The organism is Micromonospora sp. WMMD754 (assembly GCF_049315235.1).
Lineage (GTDB): Bacteria > Actinomycetota > Actinomycetes > Mycobacteriales > Micromonosporaceae > Micromonospora > Micromonospora sediminicola.
Genome location: NZ_CP186058.1, coordinates 5,156,763 through 5,178,396, shown reverse-complemented (window position 1 = coordinate 5,178,396; position 21,634 = coordinate 5,156,763). Strand labels below are relative to the sequence as shown.

Below are 21,634 nucleotides of genomic sequence, written 5' to 3'. Positions count from 1 at the left end.
AACATCCTGAAAGCGCTTACTGAAAGCGCATTCAGGCTTCTGGCCGACCACCTCGGGAGGACACACGTGGAGCGCACGTCCATCGGGATCATCCTCAACGGCGTGACCGGACGAATGGGCTACCGACAGCACCTCGTCCGATCCCTGCTCGCCATCCGCGAGCAGGGCGGCCTGCCCGCCCGCGACGGCAGCCGCATCTGGCCGGAGCTGACCCTGGTGGGCCGCAACGAGGCCCGGCTCGCCGAGATCGCCGCCCGGCACGGGCTGGACTCGTACACCACCGACCTGGACGCGGCGCTCGCCGACGACGCCCACCGGATCTACTTCGACGCGCAGGTGACCGCCCAGCGGGAGAAGGCGATCCGGGCGGCGATCGAGGCCGGCAGGCACGTCTACACCGAGAAGCCGCTCGCCGAGGGGCTGACCGGGTCGCTGGAGCTGGCCCGGCTCGCCGCGGCACGGGGCGTGAAGAACGGCGTGGTGCAGGACAAGCTGTTCCTGCCCGGGCTGCGCAAGCTCAAGCGGCTGGTCGACGGCGGTTTCTTCGGCCGGATCCTGTCCGTGCGCGGGGAGTTCGGCTACTGGGTGTTCGAGGGCGACTGGCAGGACGCGCAGCGACCCAGCTGGAACTACCGCGCCGAGGACGGCGGCGGGATCACCGTCGACATGTTCCCGCACTGGCACTACGTGCTGGAGCAGATCTTCGGCCCGGTCACCGCCGTCACCGCCGTCACCGCCACGCACGTGCCCGAACGGGTGGACGAGAACGGGGTCACCTACCGGGCCACCGCCGACGACGCCGCGTACGGGATCTTCGAACTGGCCGGCGGCATCGTCGCGCAGATCAACTCCTCGTGGGCGGTCCGGGTGTACCGGGACGAGCTGGTCGAGTTCCAGGTCGACGGCACGCACGGCAGCGCGGTGGCCGGGCTGCGCGAGTGCCGCATCCAGCACCGCGGCGCCACCCCGATGCCGGTGTGGAACCCGGACCTGCCGGTCACCGAACCGTTCCGCGCCCAGTGGCAGACCGTGCCGGACAACGCCGACTACGACAACGGGTTCAAGGTGCAGTGGGAGTCGTTCCTGCGGCACGTCGTCGACGACGAACCGTTCCCGTGGGACTTCATGGCCGGCGCCCGCGGGGTGCAACTCGCCGAGGCCGGCCTGCGCTCCGCCCGGGAGGGCCGGCGGATCACCGTCGAGGAGATCGCCCGGTGACCGCGCGGATCACCCTGCCCCGGCCCGGTGGCGGCACCGAGTCGCGCACGCTGCGGGAACCGGCCGGCTGGCAGCGGCCGGACGGACCGCCGGCCAGCCGGATCGCGTACGCGGCGGCGCACGTGGTCGCCGACCCGTACGCCGACAACGCCCCGGACGCTCCCGCGCGACTGGACTGGGACGCCACCCTCGCCGTACGGCGCGACCTGTGGTCGTGGGGGCTCGGCGTGGCCGAGGCGATGGACACCGCGCAGCGCGGGATGGGGCTGGACTGGGCGGCCACCCGCGAGCTGATCCGGCGCAGCGCCGCCGAGGCCGCCGCGTGCGGCGGACGGATCGTCGCCGGGGCCGCCACCGACCAGCTGCCCGGCGTGCCCGACACGCTCGACGAGGTCGTCGCCGCGTACGCCGAACAGGTCGGGTACGTGCAGGAGTGCGGTGCGGTCGCGGTGGTGATGGCCAGCCGTCAGCTCGCCGCGCTCGCCACCGGACCGGACGACTACGTGCACGTCTACGAGCGGGTGCTGCGCGAGGCCGGCGCGCCGGTGGTGCTGCACTGGCTCGGCGACATGTTCGACCCCGCCCTGGCCGGCTACTGGGGCTCGACCGACCTGGACGAGGCCACCAGGACGTTCGTCGCGCTGGTGCACGCCCACGCCGACGTCGTCGACGGGGTGAAGGTGTCGCTGCTGGACGCCGGCCGGGAGGTGCGGCTGCGCGAGCTGCTGCCGCCGACGGTGAAGGTCTACACCGGCGACGACTACCACTACCCGGAGCTGATCGAGGGCGACGGCGCGCGGTCCAGTCACGCCCTGCTGGGCGCGTTCGCGGCCATCGCCCCGGCCGCGTCGGCCGCGCTGCAACGGCTCGACGCCGGCGACCCGGCCGGCTTCCGGGCGATCCTCGACCCGACCGTGCCGTTGTCCCGGCACGTGTTCGCCCCGCCCACCCGCTACTACAAGACCGGCATCGCGCTCCTGTCCTGGCTGAACGGCCTGCAACCCGGCTTCACCATGGTCGGCGGCCTGCACGGCGGGCGCGGCGTCCCGCACCTGGTCGAGGCGTTCCGGCTGGCCGACAGCGCCGGACTGCTGCTCGACCCGGAGCTGGCCGCGCGGCGGATGCGCGCGTACCTCGACGTCGCGGGCGTGGCCGGATGACCGCCGACCCGCGGCTGGCGAAGCTGTCGCTCAACCAGCGCACCACGCGACGCTGGTCGGTGCGGGAGGCGGTCGACGGCTGCGTCCGCGCCGGCATCCCGGCCATCGGGCTGTGGCGCGAACCGGTCGCCGAGATCGGCGTACCGGCCGCCGCGACGCTCGTCGCCGACGCCGGGCTGCGGGTGTCGTCGCTGTGCCGGGGTGGTTTCCTCACCGCCGACGGCGATGCCGCCCGGGCCGAGGCGCTGGCGGACAACCGGCGCGCCATCGACGAGGCGGCCGGGCTCGGCACCGACTGCCTGGTCCTGGTCGTCGGCGGCCTGCCGCCGCGCTCCCGCGACCTGTCCGGCGCCCGGCAGCGGGTCGCCGACGCCCTGGTCGAGCTGGCCCCCTACGCGGGCGAGCGCGGGGTACGCCTCGCGTTGGAGCCTCTGCACCCGATGTACTGCGCCGACCGGGCGGTGCTGTCCACGCTCGGGCAGGCGCTCGACCTGGCCGAGGCGTTCCCCGTCGAGCAGGTCGGCGTCGTGGTGGACACGTTCCACGTCTGGTGGGACCCGGACGTGTGGCGGCAGATCGCCCGCGCCGGGCGCCGCATCGCGAGCTTCCAGGTGTGCGACTTCCTCACCCCGCTGCCGGCCGACGTGCTGCTCGGACGCGGCATGATGGGCGACGGGCACATCGACTTCCCACCGCTGCGGCGGGCCGTGGAGGCCGCCGGGTACACCGGCGACACCGAGGTGGAGATCTTCAACGCCGAGGTGTGGGCGACCGACCCGGACCGGGTCCTCGCGACCATGGCCGAGCGCTACGTCGAGCTGGTGCTGGCCGACTGAGGCCGTCGCCGCCGGCGGCACGAGTCGGGCCTGTCGGACGAATCAGGTGGCCGCGGGGCCCGGAACGGGGCAGGATCTGATCATGACGTCCGCCCACCCCTGGATCACCACGCCCATCACCACCGACCTGCTGCGCGGGGCACTCGACCTGGAACGCACCGCGCAGGGCGTCCTGCCGCACCGGCTGCCCGCGCCGGCCCGGGCCCGCAACACCGACCCGCAGGTGGCGATGGCCGAGGCGATGCCCTCCGGCGTACGGCTGGTGTTCCGCAGCCGCGCCACCGCCGTGGAGCTGGACGTGCTCCCCACCAAGATGGTCTACCGCGGCACCCCGCCGCGTCCCGACGGCCGCTACGACCTGCTGGTCGACGGGCGCCTGACCGGGCAGGCCACGGCCGACGGCGGCAAGGTGCTCACCATCGACCTGACCACCGGCACGGCGACCACCGAGCCCGGTCCGGTCGGCACCGTCCGCTTCACCGACCTGCCCGCCACCGACAAGGACGTCGAGATCTGGCTGCCGCAGCGCGAGATCACCGAGTTGGTGGCGCTGCGCACCGACGCGCCGGTGGAGACCGTCGGCGACCGGGGCCGGCGGGTGTGGCTGCACCACGGCAGCTCGATCAGCCACGGCTCGGACGCGGAGAGCCCGACCGGCACCTGGCCGGCGATCGCCGCCGGCCTGGCCGGGGTGGAACTGGTCAACCTCGGGTTCAGCGGCAGCGCGCTGCTCGACCCGTTCACCGCCCGGGCCATGCGGGACACCCCGGCGGACCTGATCAGCGTGAAGATCGGCATCAACCTGGTGAACAGCGACGTGATGCGGTTGCGCGCGTTCACCCCCGCGGTGCACGGCTTCCTCGACACGCTGCGCGACGGGCACCCGGACACCCCGCTGCTCGTCGTGTCGTCCATCCTCTGCCCGATCCAGGAGGACACCCCCGGCCCGGGCGCCGCCGACCTCAGCACCGGCACGTTGCGGTTCCGCGCCACCGGTGACCCGGCCGAACAGGCCGCCGGCAAGCTCACCCTGCGGGTCATCCGCGCCGAACTGGCCCGGATCGTCGCGACCCGGGCCACCGAGGACCCGCACCTGCACTACCTGGACGGGCTGAACCTCTACGGCGAGGCGGACTTCGCCGAGCTGCCCCTGCCCGACGAGCTGCACCCCGACCCGGTCGCGGACCGCCGCATCGGCGAGCGCTTCGCCGCGCTGGCGTTCGGCCCCGGCGGTCCGTTCGCCGCCGACGCGCGACGGTGACGACGACGTAGGCTGCGGCGGTGACGACACCGGCTCGCATCCTCGTCTACGGGGTCTACGGCGCCGGCAAGTCGACACTGGCGCAGCGGCTGGCCGAGCGCCTCGACCTGCCGTGGTGCCCGGTGGACGACCTGCTGTGGCAGCCCGGCTGGGTGGAGGTGCCGGTCGACGAGCAGCGCCGCCGGATCGAGGCGGTCTGCCGGCGCGACCGCTGGATCCTCGACGGGGCGTACCACGGCTGGCGGGACGTCGTGCTGGCCCGCGCCGACCTGGTCGTCGGCCTGGACTACCCGCGCCGGCTCTCCTTCTGGCGGCTGCTGCGCCGCACCGCCCGCCGCCTGGTCAGCGGGGAGGAGATCTGCAACGGCAACCGGGAGTCGCTGCGCAGCGTGGTGTCCCGCGACTCGGTCCTGGTGTGGCACGTCGCCGCGTTCGGCCGTGCCCGGCGACGGATGCGTGCCTGGCACGCCGACCCGGCCGGGCCGCCGGTGCTGCTGTTCCGCGACCCGGCGGCCCTGGACCGCTGGGTGGCCGGCCTGCCCGCCTCCGCCGCCGGACGGGCTGGTCGGATCGGTCGGGCTGGTCGGGCGCCGCTCGACGGTGTGTGATGAGGGCAGGATCCGGGTGGCGCCGGACCCCTCGGCCGGAGGAGGACGCATGGCACACGGCCCGGTGCTCGTCATCGGTCTCGACCCCACCCGCTTCCCGGACTGGGACCCGGAGCCGGTCCTGGCCGCGATCGCACGCGGCCACGCCCGGTTCGCGGAGCACGGGATCGAGGCGGACCTGTGCCTGACGGCGGCCGACGCGGACGGCGAGCAGACGATCGTGGCGGCGCTGACCCGCACGGAGTACGCCTGCGTGGTGGTCGGCGGCGGCATCCGCAAGCACGAGCCGCTGCTCGGCTTCTTCGAGCGGGTCGTCAACCTGATCCGGCGACACGCCCCGGGCGCAGCGATCGCCTTCAACAGCACGCCCGAGGACACCGTGGACGCCGCGCTGCGCCACGTGCGCTAGATCGCTCCGCTCGGGGCAACCGTGTCACTGTCCGTGATGACGCGTCGGGGCACCAGCACTTAGCACCGATATACCGCTGGGTCATAATCATGACTCAGCGGTATATCGGTCTCAGGTGACCACTCGTTCTCACCGCGACGGTACGGTTCCGGAGTGGATCCGGGACGCTGCCTTCTCTTCCTGGACGTCGACGGCACCCTCATCCCGTTCGCCGACCGGCCGGGCGACCGGCCCCTGACGCCGACGGGACCGGACCACGGCAACCCGCTCCTGCACCGGCTCGACCCCGACGACGGGGACCGGTTGACGGCGCTGGGCTGCCGCCTGGTCTGGGCGACCACCTGGCTGCACGACGCGAACGAGGTCCTCGCGCCCCGGCTCGGCCTCCCGGCGCTCCCCGTCGTGACGTGGCCGGACGACGACGAGCAGCCGGTCGGTTGGCCGCACTGGAAGACCACCCACCTCGTACGGTGGGCGGCCGGACGGCCGTTCGTGTGGCTCGACGACGAGATCACCGACGCGGACCGACGGTGGATCGCACGCCACCACCGGGCACGGGCACTGGCCCACCGGGTCGACCCGTCCACCGGGCTGACCGAGGCGGACCTGGCGATGGTGCGCCGTTGGCTGGACGCGCCCGTCCCGGTCGCCTGACCGGGGCCGGCCGCCGCCGGTCAACCGGCCGCCGGGGCGGGCTGCGCCTCTGCGACGCGCCGTGTGGGATCGCCTCCGCCGAGGCCGCGAAGCCGGTCGGTGAGCAGGAAGTCGGGCCACCGGAACCGGGAGGCGTGTTCCCGCTCGGCGAGCACGAACGTGCCGCCACGACGGTCGGGCCGCCAGCCGTTGCGCAGGGCGTAACCGACGACGGCGCGCACGTCGGCCGGCGTCGGGTAGGCGCCGTCGGTCGCGCACGCGGACCACGGTGTGCCCCAGGCGGTGGACAACAGATCGGCCTGGAGCGCCTCGCCGGTCTTGCCGGCGCCCCACACCCGCAGCCGGATGCACCGGTGGCAGTCACCGCTGCCCGGCACGTGCCGGATCTCCGCACGCCAGGTGAACATCCGCCCGTCGATCCACAACCGCCGCAGTCGCCTACGCATGGAGGCCATGCTGCCCGGCGCGTCCGGGCCGGACCACTCGATTACCCGGGCGGCCGACCCGGGTCAGTCCGTCGGCACCCAGGCCAGCGGCGTCATGCCGGACAGGGCGGTCGCCTTCAACCCGGCGTCGGACACCGTCCACAACACCCCGTCGACCACCAGCGACCGGCGGATCGGCGTCCACTCCCCGCCGTCGCGCAGGGACGTCGGATGCTCGACCGTGCCGGCCACGGTGAACCCGGTGTCGGTGACCCGTAGCACCAGCACGCCGTGGCTCGGCCGGCCCTTGCCGCCCTCGGCGCCGGCCCGGTCGGTCGCCACGCCGGGTCGGCCCACCGGGACGGCCACCAGGCGCTCCGGCGCCCAGTAGAGGAAGGCGTGCGGGTCGGACTCCACCTCGGACCAGCCCCCCGCGACGTGGTGCTGGGCGATCCGGGACGAATGGGTCGGGTCGGCCACGTCGAAGAGGGACACCTGCGTGCCCTGGACCTGACCCCGGGCGGACGCCTCCTGCCCGACCCCCAGCAGCCGACCGTCCCCGGCCGGGTGCAGGTACGACGAGTAGCCGGTGATCTTCAACTCGCCGGTCACCCGGGGCGCGGCCGGATCGCGCAGGTCCACCGTGTACAGCGGATCGACCTGCCGGAACGTCACCACGTAACCGGTGTCACCGAGGAACCGGACGGAGTGGATCCGCTCGCCCCGGCCCAGCCCGGTGACCTGGCCGACCCGGGTCAACGCCGGACCGTCGGCGCGCAGCACGTACACGCCCGACTCGGAGCGGCTACCGCCGCCCCAGACATCGCCGGTGGTGGTCGCCACCCGCAGGTGACCGTTCCACTCCGACAGGGCGTACTGGTTGATCAAGAAGCCCGGCACGGAGCCGGCGGCGACGTAGCGCGGGGTGCCCGCGGAGGTGTCGAACTGGAAGATCTCCGTGCCGGTCGACCCGGACCCGCCGTCGCGCGCCCGCCAGCGCTGGTCGTTGACCACGTAGAGGCGCGGGCCGGTGCCGTAGACGGTGTCACCGTCGGCGACCACTGTCACCGGATCGCCCGTGCCGAGGGCGTCCGCGCCGAGGTCGAAGCTGAGCACGGTCACCAAGGAGGCCCCGGAGAACCGGGGCGGCCGGCTGACCCGGTCGCAGCCGACCTGCCCGGTGGTGGTGCGGCCGCCCTCGCGGACCTCGTACCGGGGCAGCCAGTCGTCGATCGTGGCCCGGTCGACGACGGCGCGGTTGGCGGCGGTGCGCTGCGCGTCGGTGCCCTTGCGCGGCTGCGGGAACGTCAGTCGCGGCGTCGACCGGATCACGACGCGGGCGGTCGCGCCGACCTGCCGCGCGTCGACCAGGCTGCCGTCGATCCGGTACTCGGCGACGATCCTCGGCGCGCCGGCCAGGTCGACCAGCACCAGGCGCGGCCGACCCACCTCGGCCGGGCCAGGACGCGCCCGGTCCACGGCCGGCTTGGTGACCCACGGGGCGCGCAGCAGCACGAGCGCGCGGTCGCCGTGCAGCAGCAGATCGCCGTCGGCGCGGGCGAACCGTTCGGTGGTGCGGTCGAGAACGAGCCGGCCGGTCAGCCGGCGGCTCACCGGGTCGACCACGGACAGCACACCGCGCCCGAGCGTGACGATGCGTCGTCCGTCGGTCTTGACCAGGTCCGGCTCGTCCACGCCGGCCTCGTGCACGGTGGTGCCCGAGTAGCCGCCCGCGCCCGCCGCCGGGGCCTGCTTCGTCACGGCCCCGTCGGCCCGCTCCGCCGCGGCCATCGGCACCGCACGGCCGAACGGGTCGAGGCCCCACGGGCCGACCACGGCCTTCGCCGCGGTGCGGAGCTGCCGCAGCGCCTCGGCACAGGAGTCGAAGGCGACCAGCCGCAGCCCGCCGGCCGGCAGCACCCGGTCCCGCGGCGGGGGCGGAGCGGGCGCGGGCCCGGTGCAGCCGGCGAGGGTCAGCGCGGCGACCACCGCCCATCCGATGGCTCGGGTTCTCCCACAGGTCATGACTCGTCAGACGTCGCCACACCGGGCGCGGTTCCCGCGCCGGCGCGGTTCAGCCGCCGGCCATCGCGCCGAGCACGATGAACGGCTCCTTGCCGGCGACCACCTCCTCGGGCAGCGGCGCGTCCGGCGGCTCGTGGGACAGGTCCAGCTCGCAGGCGTAGAAGCGGACGAACGGACGACGCTCGCCGCTGTGCCGGTCGCGGATCGTGCCCAGCAGCATCGGGTACGCGGTCTCCAGCGCGTCCAGCACCTCCCGCTGGGTGGGCGGGCCGGCCACCTCGAGGCGTACCTCGCCGGTGACGTGCGCCAGGTTCTTCAGGTGGGCGGGCAGCACCACCCGGATCACGGCAGCACCTGGACCTCGACGGAGAGCACCGCCGGCAGGTCCCGCACGATCGGCGCCCAGGTGTCACCGGCGTCGGCCGAGTGGTAGACCTGACCACCGGTGGTGCCGAAGTAGATCCCGCACGGGTCGAGGGTGTCGACCGCCATGGCGTCACGCAGCACGTTGACGTAGCAGTGCGACTGCGGCAGGCCCTCGGTCAACGGCTCCCAGTGCTCGCCGCCGGTGCGGCTGCGGTAGACGCGCAGCTTGCCCTCCGGCGGGTAGTGCAGCGAGTCGCTGGTGATCGGCACCACGTAGATCGTCTCCGGCTCGTGGGCGTGCACCGCGATCGGGAAGCCGAAGTCCGTGGGCAGGTCGCCGCTGACCTCGCGCCAGCTCGCGCCGGCGTCGTCGGTGCGCATGACGTCCCAGTGCTTCTGCATGAACAGCGTGTCCGGCCGGGACGGGTGCTGGGCGAGGCGGTGCACGCAGTGGCCGACCTCGGCGTCGCCGTCGGGGATCTCCCCCGAGCGCAGGCCCTTGTTGATCGGCAGCCAGCTCGCGCCGCCGTCGTCGCTGCGGAACGCGCCCGCGGCGGAGATCGCGACGTAGATCCGGTCGCGGTCGGCCGGGTCGAGTAGGATCGTGTGCAGGCACATCCCGCCCGCGCCCGGCTGCCAGGAGGGGCCGGTCGGGTGCTGGCGCAGGGCGGTCAGCTCCGACCACTTCTGCCCGCCGTCGGTGGAGACGTAGAGGGCGGCGTCCTCGCCGCCGGCGTAGACCGTCTCGGGGTCGTGACGGGAGGGTTCGAGATGCCAGATCCGCTTGAACTCCCACGGCCGGGGAGTGCCGTCGAACCAGAGGTGCTGCCCGACCTCGCCGCTGTAGGCGAAGTCGTTGCCGACCGTGTTCCAGGACCGGCCGCCGTCGTCCGAGCGCTGGATCAGCTGCCCGAACCAGCCGCCGGACTGGGACGCGTAGAGCCGGTCCGGCTCGACCGGCGAGCCGGTCAGATGGTAGATCTCCCAGCCACCGAAGTGGGGGCCGTCCACCGTCCAGTCGTCGCGCCGACCGTCCGACGTCAGGATGAACGCGCCCTTGCGCGTGCCGACAAGTACCCGTGTGGTGGTCACGTCTTCGCCTCCGTTCGACCGTTCTCCAGGGTCTGACCGTGCGCCGTGCCGAAACTCATCGCTGTCGTACTCCCCGGGTACGACAATCGGCGTGCGGACGGGCGGCGGCAAGGCCGCCGCGCCGGCCGTCCGGTCTGTCGGTGGGGGCCGTTAACCTGCGCGCATGAGCGGCCCCGGAGACGTACCGTCCGCATACCTCGACCGCCTGCGGCCGGTCTGCCTCGGCCTGCCGGAAACCTACGAGGAGCCGGCCTGGGTGGGCACCCGCTGGCGGATCCGGTCGCGCACGTTCGCCCACGTGCGCACCGTCGGCCCCGACCACCAGACGGCCGCCGACCGGGCCGTGACGGGTGACGATCCGCTCTGCGTGCTGACGTTCCGCTCTCCCGGCGACGAGATCGCCGGGCTGCTGGCGGCCGGCCTGCCCTTCTACTCACCCGGCTGGGGCGCCGACGTGGTCGGGATGGCGCTCGACGACGCGACCGACTGGACCGAGGTCGCCGAACTGCTCACCGAGAGCTACTGCGTGCTGGCGCCGAGGAAGCTGGTCGCGCTCGTCGACCGGCCGGGGTGAGTCAGCCGAGCTTCTTGCGCAGCGTCTCGAACGCCAGGTCCGGCCGGCGCGGCAGGCCGAAACGCTCGTCGCCGTAGGGGAACGGGCTCCGCTCGCCGGTGCGGGTGTAGCCGCGCCGCTCGTACCAGGCGATCAGGTCGTCGCGCTGGACGATGACGGTCATCCGCATCTCGCCGGCGTGCCACTGCTCCCGGGCGTACCGCTCCGCCTCGGCCAGCAGCTCCCGGCCCAGCCCGCCGCCCTGCCGTCCCGGCGACACCGCGAACATGCCGAAGTAGACGTGGTCGTCACGGCGTTCCAGCTGACAGCAGGCGACCGGGGCGTCCTGCTCGGTCAGGACCAGGACCACGCCGTCCGGGGCGGTCACCGCGGCGGACACCATCTCCGGGTCGGTGCGCTGCCCGTCGAGCAGGTCCGCCTCGTGGGTCCAGCCCGCCCGGGCGCGCTCGCCGCGGTAGGCCGACTCGATCAGGTCGACGAGCGCGGCGACGTCGGCGGGTCCGGCGACCCGGACGGCACGGGGTGCGGGGCTGGTCATCGCTGGTCTCCACGGTCGCGGCGGCGTACCGGGCCAGCGTACGCAGGCCGCGGTGCGACGCACCCGGCGGCACGGGGCGGCCGGGACCGGCGCGGCGTGGTTGACTGCCCGGCATGGAGGCGACCGTCGGAGCTCTCGGCCTGCCGGCCGTGCTCGACCTGCCGGCCGGGCCGGTCCGGGGCGGCCTGGTGGTGCTGCACGGCTCGCACGCCGACCAGCGGTCCTATTTCCTCTACGCGCACCTGGCCCGGCTGCTGCCCCCGGCCGGCGTCGCGGTGCTGCGCTACGACCGCCGTCCCCGCGTCGACGGGCACGACGTGCCGCTGGCCGACCAGGCCGAGGACGCGGCGGCCGCCCTGGCGGAGATGCGCCGGCACGTCGGAGCGGCCCCGGTTGGCATCTGGGGGTTCAGCCAGGGCGCGTGGGCGGCGGCGGTGACCGCCACCCGCGACCCGGTGGACTTCCTGGTCCTGGTCGGGTGCAGCGGGGTCAGTCCGGCCGCGCAGATGCGCTACGGCACCGCCGAGCAGTTGCGCCGGCACGGCTACGGCCCGGCCGACGTGGCCGAGCTGACCCGGCTGCGCGAGGTCGCCGAGGGCTTCCTGCGCGGCGACGTGCCCCGGTCGGTGGCGCAGGCGGAGCTGGACGCCGCCGTGCGACGGCCCTGGTTCCCGCTGGCGTTCCTGCCCGACGAGTTGCCCGAGACGCCCGGCACGTGGGCCGACATGGACTTCGACCCGGCCCCGGTCCTCGCCCGGCTGACCTGCCCGGTGCTGCTCTGCTATGGCCAGACCGACGCGTGGACCCCGATCGAGGCGAGCCTCGCGGTGTGGCGACGGGAGGCCCGGGACGCGGAGCTGACCGTGGCCCGGCTGGCCGGCTGTGACCACGCGCCCACCCTGGGCGGGGGCGACGACCCGGGCAGCGTGAGCCCGCAGTACGAGGCGGTCCTGCTCGACTGGCTCGACCGGCGGCTGTCCCCGGCCGGCTGAGCCCGACGGCTCACTCGCGGACCCGCAGCCCGTCCAGGAGCAGGCCGACCACCCGGCGCGCGTCGTAGCGGGGGTCGCTGTCCGCGCCGACGCACAGGTTCCCGACCGCGCGGAGCAGCTGGTAGGCGTTCACGTCCGCGCGGATCTCGCCGGCCGTCGCGGCGGCGTCGAGCAGGCCGGCGCAGACGGGCACCAGCCGGTCGACGAAGTAGGTGTGCAACGCCTCGAATTGGGCGCTGTCGGCGCGCAGCGCGGCGGCCAGGCCGTGCTTGGTGACCAGCAGGTCGACGAACCGGTCGATCCACCCGGTCAGCGCGGCGTGCGGGCTCTGCGCCTCGGCGAGGCAGGTCGGCCCGGCCTCGGCGCACGCCTCGACCTGGTGCCGGTAGACCGCCACGACCAGGTCGGCCCGGGTCGGGAAGTGCCGGTAGACGGTGCCGACGCCGACGCCGGCCGCGGCGGCGATGTCACGGACCGGGGCCTCGACGCCGGACGCGACGAAGACCGCGGCGGCGGCGTCGAGCAGGGCCTGCTCGTTGCGGCGGGCGTCGGACCGCCGTCGGGCCTGGCCGGTGGTGTCGGTCACACCGTCCGTCCTCTCCTCGGGGTTGGCAAAGCGGAACAGCGTTCCGTATCGTTACCGGAGCAACGTTCCGCCTAGCCATGATGCCAGGCGGGAGGCCGAACCACCCAGGCAGGGCCACGAACCACCGTGGCCGCCGGAAGGGAACACCATGCAGTACCGCACCCTCGGCCGCACCGGCGTGCAGGTCAGCACGCTCGCGCTCGGCACCATGAACATCGGCCCGATCGGGGGCACCACGCAGGCGGAGGCCGACGCGCTGGTCGGCGCCGCGCTCGACGCCGGCGTCAACCTCGTCGACACCGCCGACGTCTACGGCAACGGACTCTCCGAGGAGATGGTCGGGCGGGCCCTCGCCGGACGGCGCGACGACGTGGTGCTGGCGACCAAGGCGGCCCTGCCGATGGGCGAGGACCGCAACCGCCGCGGCGGTTCGCGGCGCTGGCTGGTCACCGCGCTGGAGGACAGCCTGCGCCGGCTCGGCGTCGACCACGTTGACCTCTACCAGATCCACCGCTGGGACCCGAGCACCGACGACGAGGAGACCCTGTCGGCGCTGACCGACCTGCGTCAGGCCGGCAAGATCCGCTACTTCGGCACCTCCACCTATCCGGCGCACCGCCTGGTCGAGGCGCAGTGGACGGCCCGCGAGCACCACCTCGGCCGATACGTCACCGAGCAGCCCAGCTACTCGATCCTGCAACGCGGGATCGAGGCGCACGTCCTGCCGGTGACCCAGCGGTACGGGCTCGGCGTGCTGGTCTGGAGCCCGCTGGCCTCCGGCTGGCTCTCCGGCGCGATCCGGGCCGACCGGGAGATCGCCACCCACCGGTCCACGTTCATGCCGCAGCGCTTCGACCCCGCAGTCCCGGCCAACCGGGCCCGGATGGACGCCGTGGAACGGCTGGCCACGGTCGCCGACGAGGCGGGCCTCACGCTGATCCAGCTCGCCCTCGGCTTCGTCACCGCGCACCCGGCGGTGACCGGCGCGCTCATCGGTCCCCGGACGACCGAGCACCTGCGCGCGCAACTGGCCGCCGCGGACACCGTGCTCACCCCGGACGTGCTCGACGCGATCGACACGATCGTCGCCCCCGGCGTCGACCTGGCGCCGCACGAGAAGAACGACACCCCGCCGGCCCTGCTCGACCCGGCACTGCGCCGCCGCTGACGTCGCGCCCGGCTAGGCTGCCGCCGTGGACGACGCGCTGCCCCCGTACGAGTTCGCCTTCCCGGGCCCGCTGCGCGAACGGCTGGTCGCCGCGGTGCTCGATGGGAGCAAGACCAGCACCACCGGGCTGCTCCAGGACTACGAGATCGAGGGCGAGCCGCTGCCGTCGCCCGGCACCCGGCACGCGGTGGTCGACTCCGCCGGCCGGCCGGTGGCCGTGATCGAACTGGTCGAGGTCCGCGTCGCCCGACTCGGCGACGTGGACCTCGACCACACCCGCGCCGAGGGTGAGGGGTACCTGTCGGTCGCGCAGTGGCGGGCCGGGCACGAGGCGTACTGGCACGGCACCGACTATCGGGGCTGGCTCGGCGACCCCGGGTTCACCGTGGACGACGACACGCCGGCCGTGCTGGAGCGGTTCCGGTTGGTCGAGCCGCGGTGACACGACTCAGATCGGCGTTCCGGGCGGGGACTTGAGCAGTGACGCGGCCTCCGCGAGCTGACCGCCGCGGCCCGAGCGCCGGGCGGCCGCCGCCATCCGGACCAGGTCGATGTTCACCCCGGCGGCCCCGCTGGGATCGTCCACCGTCAGCCGCACGTCCAGACTGACCGCCGTCTCCCCCCAGCCCCGCGCCTCGAGGTTGAGATGCGCGACCTTCCGGGAGCCGAGGTGCGGCAGATACCCCAGCGGCGCCATCTCCACCCGGTCGGAACCCAACGCGTTGAGCTTCGACTGCTCTTTGGTGTTCGCGTTCTGCACCAGGTTGCGGAAGTCCTCCGTGCCACCGAGGTTGACCTGGTAGGAGCTGACCAGGGTGAGCCCGCGCTCCGCCAGCAGCCGCAGCAGCGCGGCGTGCACCACGGAGGTGCCGAACTGACTGGCCAGGTCGTCACCGACCAGGGGCAGGCCGGCGGCGGCGAAACGGTCGAGCAGCTCGGGATCACGGGCGACGGGGTCGGAGGTGGTGTTGACGAACGCCACCCCCGCCCGCAGGGCCGCCTCGGCGTAGGCGCGGGCGGTGCCCGGCCGGCCGCTCGGCGCCGAGTAGAGCAGGACCTCGGCGCCGCCCAACGCCCCGGCCACCCGCTCGACCTCCGTCGCGTCGACGAGACCCCGTTGGACCCGGACGCCGGACGGCGGGAGTTCCGCGTCGAGGCGGGGAAAGTTGTTGGGCGGCGCGAAGATCGCCTCGTGCAGGTCCGTGCCCACCCGCGCCTCGGACATCGCGAACGCCGCGACGATCCCGACGTCCCCCACCCCGAAGCCGGCGACCTCAGGACGGTGGACACCGACCAGGCGGCCGGTCACGCGGTGCAGGTTGATGCCCTGCACGAGGGCCGAGGTGTTGTTCCCGACACCGACCACGGCGACCGTCACCCGTTCACTCATCGCGTGAGGCTACCCGGCGCGGCGGGACGGCGTCGGACCGTCGTCGCGCGGTCAACCATGGCTGAACGTGACCGTCGGCACCGTCAAGACGCACATCGGACGCCTGCTGGCCAAGCGCACCGCTCGGGACCGGGCCCAACTGGTCATCACCGCCCACGAGACGGGTCTGGTGACGCCGGAACGCCGGTGAGCGGACGGGTTCAGTCCGGCGGCAGGTGGGTGGCGACGTCGGCGCGACCCCGGGCGCGCGCCTGCGGGTCGGGGCGCGGCGACGCCCACCACGGCCCCGGGTCACGGGCGACGACCAGGTCCTTGTCGCCGACGGCCCGCACCGACCACCGGTCCGCCGGCCACGACAACCCCCACGACCGGGGCACCAGTTGCGCGCCGAACACGTCGAGGACACCCCGCTCCTCGAACGTCCGCTCGTCGACGGCGGTCGGCAGCACGCCGGGCCGGTCCTCCGGCCGGTGCCACGGCCCACCCAGGTCGAGCAGGCCCCGGGCGCGACGCGCGAAGCCGTACCGGGACCAGGGAGCCCCGACCTCCAGGGCCCGGACGATCCGCGCGGTCGCGTCGGTCACGTCCGGCCCGAGGTGGTCGGCGGCGCCGGTCGCGAACACCAGATGGCCGGTCTCCGGCACGAACCTGACCAGGCGGAACCGCCGGCCGTCGGCCACCAGGATCTGGGCGGGATGCCGCGGCGACACGGCCAGGCCGGCCGGCACCAGATCGAGGACGAGGTCGGCGGTGGCCCGGGACCAGGGAACCGCGCCGATACTCACCTCCACCGTGGACCAGTCGGTCACGGCGAGCCAGGACAGCGCGGCCGTTAGGCCCTCGCGCAGCCCGCGTTCCGGGGCGGGATCGACGGCGAGCCGACACTGCACGATGTCGGCGTGCCACCAGAATGCCGGCGGTGGCGCGTCCGGGACGGGATAGGGCAGGAGGGCGCCTGCGACGCCCCGGCGGCCCAGCTCGGCGGCGATCGGTTCGAGCCGGGGGCGCAGCTCCGCGCCGTCGACGGCGCCGAGGCAGACGCCGTCCGGCGTCGGCACGACCTCGTCGATGTCCGCCGGGTCCTCCACCCCCTCCGGCGGGGCGAGGAGGGAGCGGTCCACCACCTCGCGGACCACCGGCAGCAACGCCGTCACCGGTCCCGCGTCGGCGAGCAGGATCGTGATCCCCGGACCCTCCCGGTCGTCGTCGTACCAGCGGTCCCAGACCCCCTGGTCGATCACCGTCACGGCCGCGTCCACCCCGCGCCCGGTCGGACCACCGGGCCCGGGTGCGCGAACCGGACGGCATGCGGGGCGGCCGGGCCGGCATCGACGGACATGACGCGAGCGTAGTCGGTCCGGCACCCGGCGTGCCGCCCCGACGGCCGGCCGGAGGCCCACGGCCGGAACCTGGGCGTCACCGGTCAGTCGCCGGACAGCCAGGCGCGCAGCTCCGCGCCGTGCGCGTCCAACCCGGGTGGTGGCAGGTGGTAGCGGGGCGGGGTGTCGGACAGGCCGATCGGGTGGCGGATCCCCGGCACCCCGCCGACCGTCACCACCGGGTCCAGCCCGAGCTCTTCGGCCAGCGCCACCCCCTCGGCGACCGAGTTGATCGGGCTGCACGGCACGCCCGCCGCGCGCAGCTCGCCGAACCAGTGCGCGCTGCCCCGCCGGGACAGCGCCGCCACCAGCAACGGGCGCAGCTCGTCGCGGTGCGCGGTGCGGTCGGCGTTGCCCCGGAACCGCGGGTCCGTCGCCAGCTCCGGCACGCCGAGGACCCGGCAGAGGGTACGGAACTGGCCGTCGTTGGCGGCGATCACCACCAGCTCGCCGTCGGCGGTGGGCAGCGGCTCGTACGGCACGATGCTCGGGTGCGCGTTGCCCATCCGGTGCGGCACCACTCCCCCGGCGACGTGCGCGCTCGCGTGGTTGACCAGCCCGGACAGCGCCGAGGAGAGCAGGTCCACGGTGACGTGCTGCCCGCGTCCGGTCGACTCCCGGTGGCGCAGCGCGGCCAGGATCCCGAGGGCCGCGTGCAGCCCGGTGATCACGTCGAGGACCGCGACGCCGGCCTTGACCGGCGGGCCGTCGGCGGCGCCGGTGAGGCTCATCAGCCCGGCGGCGGCCTGCGCCATGAGGTCGTACCCGGGCAGGTCGGCGCCCCCGGCGGCGCCGAAGCCGCTGATCGAGGCGTAGACCAGGCGGGCGTTGCGCGCGGTGGCCGTGTCGTGGTCGAGGCCGAAGCGGCGCAGCGCGCCGGGGCGGAAGTTCTGGATCAGCACGTCGGCCCGGTCGGCCAGGCGGTGCGCCAGCACCAGGTCGTCGGGGTCGGTCAGGTCGAGGACCACCGAGCGCTTGTTGCGGTTGACCGCGAGGTAGTAGGTGGAGACGTCGTCGCGCAGCGGCGGACGCCAGTTCCGGGTGTCGTCGCCGTGCGGCGACTCCACCTTGACCACGTCCGCGCCGAGGTCGGCCAGGAGCATGGTCGCGTACGGGCCGGCCAGGATCCGGGAGAAGTCGGCGACGAGCACCCCGTGCAACGGACCCGGCATGCCGTCTCCCTTCTCGCCGGCCCACGATGGCACACCGGAAAGTGAGGGGCGAATTCAGGGGTTGCCTTTCGCACCCCCTGAGGACATTGACGTTCCTTGCCGGGCCGTCAATTCCGCAGTTACGTTCTCGAAAGTCGCGCTCACGCATCGACGCGAAGGAGAGCACGCGTGGACCTCACCCTGACCTTTGACAACGCGTACGCGGCGCACGCCGCGGTCGTGATGTCGACCGTCGCCGAGTCGAACCCGGGCGAGGAGCTCCGGTACTGGCTGGTCGCCGCCGACGACGTGCCGGCCGGCGCCCGGGCCACCCTCACCCGGATCGCCGGTCCACACGCGACGGTGGAGTTCCTGCGGGTGGACGCGTCCCGGGTGAACCTGTCCAAGGGCAGCGACCCGCTGATGGCGTACCTGTCCCCGGCGATGTACCTGCGGCTGCTGGTCCCCGCGGAGCTGCCGGCCGACGTGGGGCGGGTGCTCTACCTGGACTGCGACACGCTCTGCGTGAACAGCCTGAAGCCGCTGTTCGAGGTGGACATGGGCGGCGTGCCGCTCGGCGGGGTACGCGACCCGTTCAACCGCCGGCTGCTGGACATGGGCGGGATCCCCGGCCTGGCCGGGTACGACCATCTCGACCCGCACGGGCACTACTTCAACTCCGGCGTGCTGCTGATCGACGTGCGACGGTGGAAGGAGTGCGAGGTGACCGAGGTGTCGCTGGACTACCTGCGCCGGCACGCGCACGAGTCCCGCTACCCGGACCAGGACGCGCTCAACTTCGCCGTGTTCGACAACTGGCTGCGCCTGCCGCACCGGTGGAACGACCTGATGGCGTGGCGGCGGGAGCCGGAGTTCGGCGGCAAGCTGAGCGACTCGGCGGTCCTGCACATGGCCGGTCCGGTCAAGCCCTGGCAGCCCGGCTTCCCGAAGGGCGCGCGGCGGGACCTCTACTGGCAGCACCGTCGGCGCAGCGGTGGCGGCCTGGGCTCGACGCTGCGCCGCTGAGCGGGTCGGCCGCACGCGACGGCCCCGCCACCTCGTCGGTGGCGGGGCCGTCCGGTCGTCGTCGGGCGCCTATCCGGGGTTCGCCCCGGGCACCGCCCAGCGCAGGCCGGCCGGGTCCCGGAACACCACGCCCGCCGGCGGGCCGCCGTTGGCCGGCTCCAGCGTCGCGCCGGCGGCCAACGCCCGCTGCACGAGCAGGTGCGGGTCGGCCGGGGTGAGCGGCAGCGGGCCGCCCGCCCCGCCCGGGTCGACCGGCGGGTCACCCCACTCGCTCACCGTCAGTCGGTGCCCGTCGACCACCAGTTCGGCGTGCAGGACGCGGCCGTCCAGCAGACACTCCCGCTGCACCGGCACGGCCTCGAAGACCTCCGCGTAGAACGCGGTCACCGTGGCCACGTCGGTCACCGTCAGGTGCGCACCGTTGCGCGGATCCCCGACGCCCATCGCGCTACCGCCTCTCGTTCACTCCGCGATACGGGTACGGCCGGTCCAGCGGAACACCGCGGGCGTGCCGTCCACGGCGCCGCCGGGATCCCGCTCGAAGTGCTCGTAGCCCCCGTAGTGCCGTACCTTGATCTTGGATTCCACCGGGGACACCCGGTGGCTGCGCAGCTCGGCCGGCAGCGTCGCCGGCCCGCCCTCCAGCACCGCCTCGACGATGCCGCTCGCCTCGGCGCCAATCTGACGGGCCGTCACCGACCCTCCGGCGGGATCGGAAGAAGCTGTCATGACACGACCTCCGTCGCTCGTCGTTCCGCCTCGCCATGCGCGCGCCGCAATTGCCGCGCGCATTCTCCGAGCGGACCGTCGCCGTTTTCGACGTACGCCGGGAATTGGCGGTCCGACAGTTCCGGAGACGATCCCTCGAGTCAGAACGTAATCCAGCTCACACTTCTGAAGAACCCTTAGCCACCCCCTAGCGGAGCGGCGGCGGCCCTATTCCCAGCGGAACAGGCGGGTGGCGAGCAGACAGCCCACGACGGCGGTGCCGGCCAGCACGAGCAGTTGCGACACGGCGGGGGTCTGCCCCGCCCACGCGGCGGAGATGGTGTCCACGGTGGCACCCAGCGGTGAGTACTCGCCGATGCGGGCCAGCACCGTGGGCATCTGGTCGCGGGGCAGCCAGGCCCCGGCCAGGAAGAGCAGCGGGAAGAACAGCGTCGGCCCGATCGACTGAGCCGCCCGCGCCGACGGGGCGAGCGCCGCGATGAGCAGGCCGATCGCGAACAGGCAGGCGACCCCGAGCAGGAACGCCAGCACGAAGCCGGGCACGTTGGCCGGCGCCGGCTGGTCCAGCAGCAGACGGACGCCGAGGGCGGTGACCACCGCGCCGGCCACGCCCATGACCAGGTTGACCACCACCTGCGCGACGAGCAGCAGCGCCGGGCTGACCGGCGTGGTGGCCAGCCGACGCAGCACCTTGCGCTCGCGGTAGATGCCCAACGCCATCGGCAGCGTGAACAGCGCGAGCATCCCGATGGTCAGGGACAGCGCGATGGACGGCAGGAAGGTCAGCTCGCCGTGCTGCCCGGTGGCCGCCTCCGGCTGCGCCCCGCGCTGCGGCAGCCCGAAGACCAGCATCAGGCCCAGCGGCAACGCGAAGACGAAGAACAGCGAGACCGGCTCGCGCAGGAACAGCTTGGCCTCGACGGCGACGAGCTTGGACAGGGCGTTCACGATGACCTTCCGTCGAGCGCCGGCGGGGCGCCGGCGTGACCGGTGAGGGAGACGAAGGCGTCGTCCAGGGTGGGCTGGTCGACCCGCAGGCCGGCGTAGCGGATCTTCCGCTCGGCCAGCGCCGACAACACCGCCTGGAGGACCTCCTCGGGACCGGTGACGGTGACCTCGTCGCCGTCCCGGCGCACCGAGGTGACCTCGGGCAGGGCGGTGAGCACCGCGTCGTCGAGCCGGTCGACCGGGCGGAAGTGCACCCGGGTCTCGCCGTCCACCCGCGACATCAGACCGGACGGCGTGTCGATGGCGACCACCCGGCCGGCGTCGATGACCGCGAGCCGGTCGCACAGCCGCTCGGCCTCGGCCATGAAGTGGGTGACCAGCACGACCGTCACGCCCCGGTCGCGGATCCGCTCGACCAGGTCCCAGGTGTCCCGCCGGCCCTTCGGGTCCAGCCCGGTGGTCAGCTCGTCGAGGATGGCGATCTCGGGTCGGCCGACCAGTGCCAGCGCCACCGAGAGGCGTTGCTTCTGGCCGCCGGAGAGCTTGTGGAACGCCGTGTCGCGCTGCTCGGCCAGCCCCAGGTCGGCCAGCAGCTCGTCGATGTCGGCCCGGTTGCGGTAGAAGGACCGGTAGAGGTCCAGCGCCTCGCGTACGCGCAGCTTGTCGGGGAGCTGGCTCTCCTGCAACTGGGCGCCGACCCGCTGGCGCACCTCGGTGCGGTCCCGGACCGGGTCGAGGCCGAGCACCCGCACCGTGCCGCGGTCGGCGCGGCGCAGGCCCTGCACGCACTCCACGGTGGTGGTCTTCCCGGCGCCGTTGCGGCCGAGCACCCCGAAGATCTCGCCCTGCTCCACGGTGAACGAGACGTCGTCGACGGCCACCGTGTCGCCGTATCTCTTGTGCAGGTGCTCGACCTCGATGACCGGCATCTGGCGGGGTCCTCCGTCGCGTGCGGGGTGCCGCCGGGCCCTTGAGGTGTCGCGGCGTCGGGTGCGGGAACGGGCCGGCCCGCACCGCGGGTCGACGCCGCCCATCATCCGGGCAACCGAGGCGTGGTTCAACCCTTCGGCCGATGAATGGGGGGGGTGTCGACCGTCCA

25 protein-coding genes and 1 pseudogene are annotated in these 21,634 nt (G+C 74.0%); 13 read left to right on the top strand and 13 right to left on the bottom strand.

Annotated features, from left to right (window positions below; all coding sequences use genetic code 11):
• Positions 1 to 66: 66 nt before the first annotated feature.
• From ACN27B_RS24275 to ACN27B_RS24245, 7 genes are all read left to right on the top strand, one after another.
• Positions 67 to 1,218, top strand: coding sequence for a Gfo/Idh/MocA family protein (locus ACN27B_RS24275; protein ID WP_355518964.1), 1,152 nt, complete (start codon positions 67 to 69; stop codon positions 1,216 to 1,218).
• Positions 1,215 to 2,378 (top strand): dihydrodipicolinate synthase family protein, encoded by a 1,164-nt coding sequence (locus tag ACN27B_RS24270; protein WP_422741603.1) that lies wholly within the window; start codon positions 1,215 to 1,217, stop codon positions 2,376 to 2,378. The genes ACN27B_RS24275 and ACN27B_RS24270 overlap by 4 nt, the downstream gene beginning before the upstream one ends.
• Positions 2,375 to 3,214, top strand: a complete 840-nt coding sequence (locus ACN27B_RS24265) for a sugar phosphate isomerase/epimerase family protein (protein WP_422741602.1) — start codon at positions 2,375 to 2,377, stop codon at positions 3,212 to 3,214. The genes ACN27B_RS24270 and ACN27B_RS24265 overlap by 4 nt, the downstream gene beginning before the upstream one ends.
• Before the next feature lie 82 nt (positions 3,215 to 3,296).
• Positions 3,297 to 4,475, top strand: a complete 1,179-nt coding sequence (locus ACN27B_RS24260; protein ID WP_422741601.1) for an SGNH/GDSL hydrolase family protein — start codon at positions 3,297 to 3,299, stop codon at positions 4,473 to 4,475.
• A gap of 20 nt (positions 4,476 to 4,495) precedes the next feature.
• The gene (locus tag ACN27B_RS24255) at positions 4,496 to 5,083 is read left to right on the top strand and encodes an adenylate kinase (RefSeq protein ID WP_253866474.1); all 588 of its coding nucleotides are present in this window, start codon (positions 4,496 to 4,498) and stop codon (positions 5,081 to 5,083) included.
• A gap of 49 nt (positions 5,084 to 5,132) precedes the next feature.
• Positions 5,133 to 5,492: a hypothetical protein gene (locus ACN27B_RS24250; RefSeq protein ID WP_396823510.1), complete on the top strand. Its 360-nt coding sequence runs from the start codon at positions 5,133 to 5,135 to the stop codon at positions 5,490 to 5,492.
• A 153-nt stretch (positions 5,493 to 5,645) separates the two neighbouring features.
• Positions 5,646 to 6,146 carry an HAD domain-containing protein gene (locus ACN27B_RS24245; RefSeq protein WP_422741600.1) on the top strand — a complete coding sequence of 167 codons (501 nt, stop codon included), beginning with the start codon at positions 5,646 to 5,648 and terminating at the stop codon, positions 6,144 to 6,146.
• A gap of 20 nt (positions 6,147 to 6,166) precedes the next feature.
• Here the strand turns inward: ACN27B_RS24245 and ACN27B_RS24240 are convergent, their stop codons facing one another.
• The 4 genes from ACN27B_RS24240 to ACN27B_RS24225 form a co-directional block, all read right to left on the bottom strand.
• Positions 6,167 to 6,592: an integrase gene (locus ACN27B_RS24240; RefSeq protein WP_099164595.1), complete on the bottom strand. Its 426-nt coding sequence runs from the start codon at positions 6,590 to 6,592 to the stop codon at positions 6,167 to 6,169.
• Positions 6,593 to 6,655: 63 nt separating this feature from the next.
• On the bottom strand, positions 6,656 to 8,596 hold the full coding sequence (locus ACN27B_RS24235) for a beta-propeller domain-containing protein (protein WP_422741599.1): 1,941 nt from the start codon (positions 8,594 to 8,596) through the stop codon (positions 6,656 to 6,658).
• A 49-nt stretch (positions 8,597 to 8,645) separates the two neighbouring features.
• Entirely contained in the window at positions 8,646 to 8,942 is a 297-nt protein-coding gene (locus ACN27B_RS24230; RefSeq protein WP_422741598.1) for a MoaD/ThiS family protein, read from the bottom strand.
• The gene (locus tag ACN27B_RS24225; protein ID WP_099161112.1) at positions 8,939 to 10,054 is read right to left on the bottom strand and encodes a WD40/YVTN/BNR-like repeat-containing protein; all 1,116 of its coding nucleotides are present in this window, start codon (positions 10,052 to 10,054) and stop codon (positions 8,939 to 8,941) included. Before ACN27B_RS24225 ends, ACN27B_RS24230 begins: the two co-directional genes overlap by 4 nt.
• 163 nt (positions 10,055 to 10,217) lie before the next feature.
• Here ACN27B_RS24225 and ACN27B_RS24220 point away from each other — a divergent pair, with 163 nt between their 5' ends.
• Complete coding sequence (locus tag ACN27B_RS24220; protein WP_422741597.1) at positions 10,218 to 10,628, top strand: MmcQ/YjbR family DNA-binding protein; 411 nt, start codon at positions 10,218 to 10,220, stop codon at positions 10,626 to 10,628.
• A gap of 1 nt (position 10,629) precedes the next feature.
• Here the strand turns inward: ACN27B_RS24220 and ACN27B_RS24215 are convergent, their stop codons facing one another.
• Positions 10,630 to 11,166, bottom strand: a complete 537-nt coding sequence (locus ACN27B_RS24215) for a GNAT family N-acetyltransferase (RefSeq protein WP_099161114.1) — start codon at positions 11,164 to 11,166, stop codon at positions 10,630 to 10,632.
• A 113-nt stretch (positions 11,167 to 11,279) separates the two neighbouring features.
• On the opposite strand from ACN27B_RS24215, the gene ACN27B_RS24210 reads away from it, so the two are divergent.
• On the top strand, positions 11,280 to 12,158 hold the full coding sequence (locus ACN27B_RS24210) for an alpha/beta hydrolase family protein (protein ID WP_422741596.1): 879 nt from the start codon (positions 11,280 to 11,282) through the stop codon (positions 12,156 to 12,158).
• Between the two features lie 10 nt (positions 12,159 to 12,168).
• Here ACN27B_RS24210 and ACN27B_RS24205 read toward each other — a convergent pair whose 3' ends face one another.
• A complete protein-coding gene (locus ACN27B_RS24205) occupies positions 12,169 to 12,744 on the bottom strand; it encodes a TetR/AcrR family transcriptional regulator (RefSeq protein ID WP_422741595.1) in 576 nt (191 codons plus the stop codon).
• Positions 12,745 to 12,892: 148 nt separating this feature from the next.
• Here ACN27B_RS24205 and ACN27B_RS24200 point away from each other — a divergent pair, with 148 nt between their 5' ends.
• Both ACN27B_RS24200 and ACN27B_RS24195 read left to right on the top strand, forming a co-directional pair.
• Complete coding sequence (locus tag ACN27B_RS24200) at positions 12,893 to 13,912, top strand: aldo/keto reductase (RefSeq protein ID WP_422741594.1); 1,020 nt, start codon at positions 12,893 to 12,895, stop codon at positions 13,910 to 13,912.
• A gap of 25 nt (positions 13,913 to 13,937) precedes the next feature.
• Positions 13,938 to 14,354: an ASCH domain-containing protein gene (locus ACN27B_RS24195; RefSeq protein WP_422741593.1), complete on the top strand. Its 417-nt coding sequence runs from the start codon at positions 13,938 to 13,940 to the stop codon at positions 14,352 to 14,354.
• A 6-nt stretch (positions 14,355 to 14,360) separates the two neighbouring features.
• Here the strand turns inward: ACN27B_RS24195 and ACN27B_RS24190 are convergent, their stop codons facing one another.
• Positions 14,361 to 15,302, bottom strand: a complete 942-nt coding sequence (locus ACN27B_RS24190; protein ID WP_099161118.1) for an inositol-3-phosphate synthase — start codon at positions 15,300 to 15,302, stop codon at positions 14,361 to 14,363.
• A 61-nt stretch (positions 15,303 to 15,363) separates the two neighbouring features.
• On the opposite strand from ACN27B_RS24190, the pseudogene ACN27B_RS24185 reads away from it, so the two are divergent.
• Positions 15,364 to 15,492 (top strand): annotated as a pseudogene (locus ACN27B_RS24185) (DNA-binding response regulator); the annotation flags it as partial.
• A 10-nt stretch (positions 15,493 to 15,502) separates the two neighbouring features.
• Here the strand turns inward: ACN27B_RS24185 and ACN27B_RS24180 are convergent.
• Positions 15,503 to 16,549, bottom strand: a complete 1,047-nt coding sequence (locus ACN27B_RS24180) for a hypothetical protein (protein ID WP_422741592.1) — start codon at positions 16,547 to 16,549, stop codon at positions 15,503 to 15,505.
• A 176-nt stretch (positions 16,550 to 16,725) separates the two neighbouring features.
• Positions 16,726 to 17,853 (bottom strand): CaiB/BaiF CoA transferase family protein, encoded by a 1,128-nt coding sequence (locus tag ACN27B_RS24175; RefSeq protein WP_099161120.1) that lies wholly within the window; start codon positions 17,851 to 17,853, stop codon positions 16,726 to 16,728.
• Between the two features lie 168 nt (positions 17,854 to 18,021).
• Between ACN27B_RS24175 and ACN27B_RS24170 the strand changes: the two genes are divergently transcribed.
• The gene (locus tag ACN27B_RS24170; RefSeq protein ID WP_157779055.1) at positions 18,022 to 18,858 is read left to right on the top strand and encodes a glycosyltransferase family 8 protein; all 837 of its coding nucleotides are present in this window, start codon (positions 18,022 to 18,024) and stop codon (positions 18,856 to 18,858) included.
• A gap of 69 nt (positions 18,859 to 18,927) precedes the next feature.
• Here ACN27B_RS24170 and ACN27B_RS24165 read toward each other — a convergent pair whose 3' ends face one another.
• From ACN27B_RS24165 to ACN27B_RS24150, 4 genes are all read right to left on the bottom strand, one after another.
• Complete coding sequence (locus tag ACN27B_RS24165) at positions 18,928 to 19,302, bottom strand: VOC family protein (protein WP_099161122.1); 375 nt, start codon at positions 19,300 to 19,302, stop codon at positions 18,928 to 18,930.
• A gap of 18 nt (positions 19,303 to 19,320) precedes the next feature.
• Entirely contained in the window at positions 19,321 to 19,554 is a 234-nt protein-coding gene (locus ACN27B_RS24160; protein WP_253866477.1) for a DUF5988 family protein, read from the bottom strand.
• A 240-nt stretch (positions 19,555 to 19,794) separates the two neighbouring features.
• On the bottom strand, positions 19,795 to 20,535 hold the full coding sequence (locus ACN27B_RS24155; protein ID WP_174528033.1) for an ABC transporter permease: 741 nt from the start codon (positions 20,533 to 20,535) through the stop codon (positions 19,795 to 19,797).
• Positions 20,532 to 21,464, bottom strand: coding sequence for an ABC transporter ATP-binding protein (locus ACN27B_RS24150; RefSeq protein ID WP_098744947.1), 933 nt, complete (start codon positions 21,462 to 21,464; stop codon positions 20,532 to 20,534). Before ACN27B_RS24150 ends, ACN27B_RS24155 begins: the two co-directional genes overlap by 4 nt.
• Positions 21,465 to 21,634 lie beyond the last annotated feature (170 nt).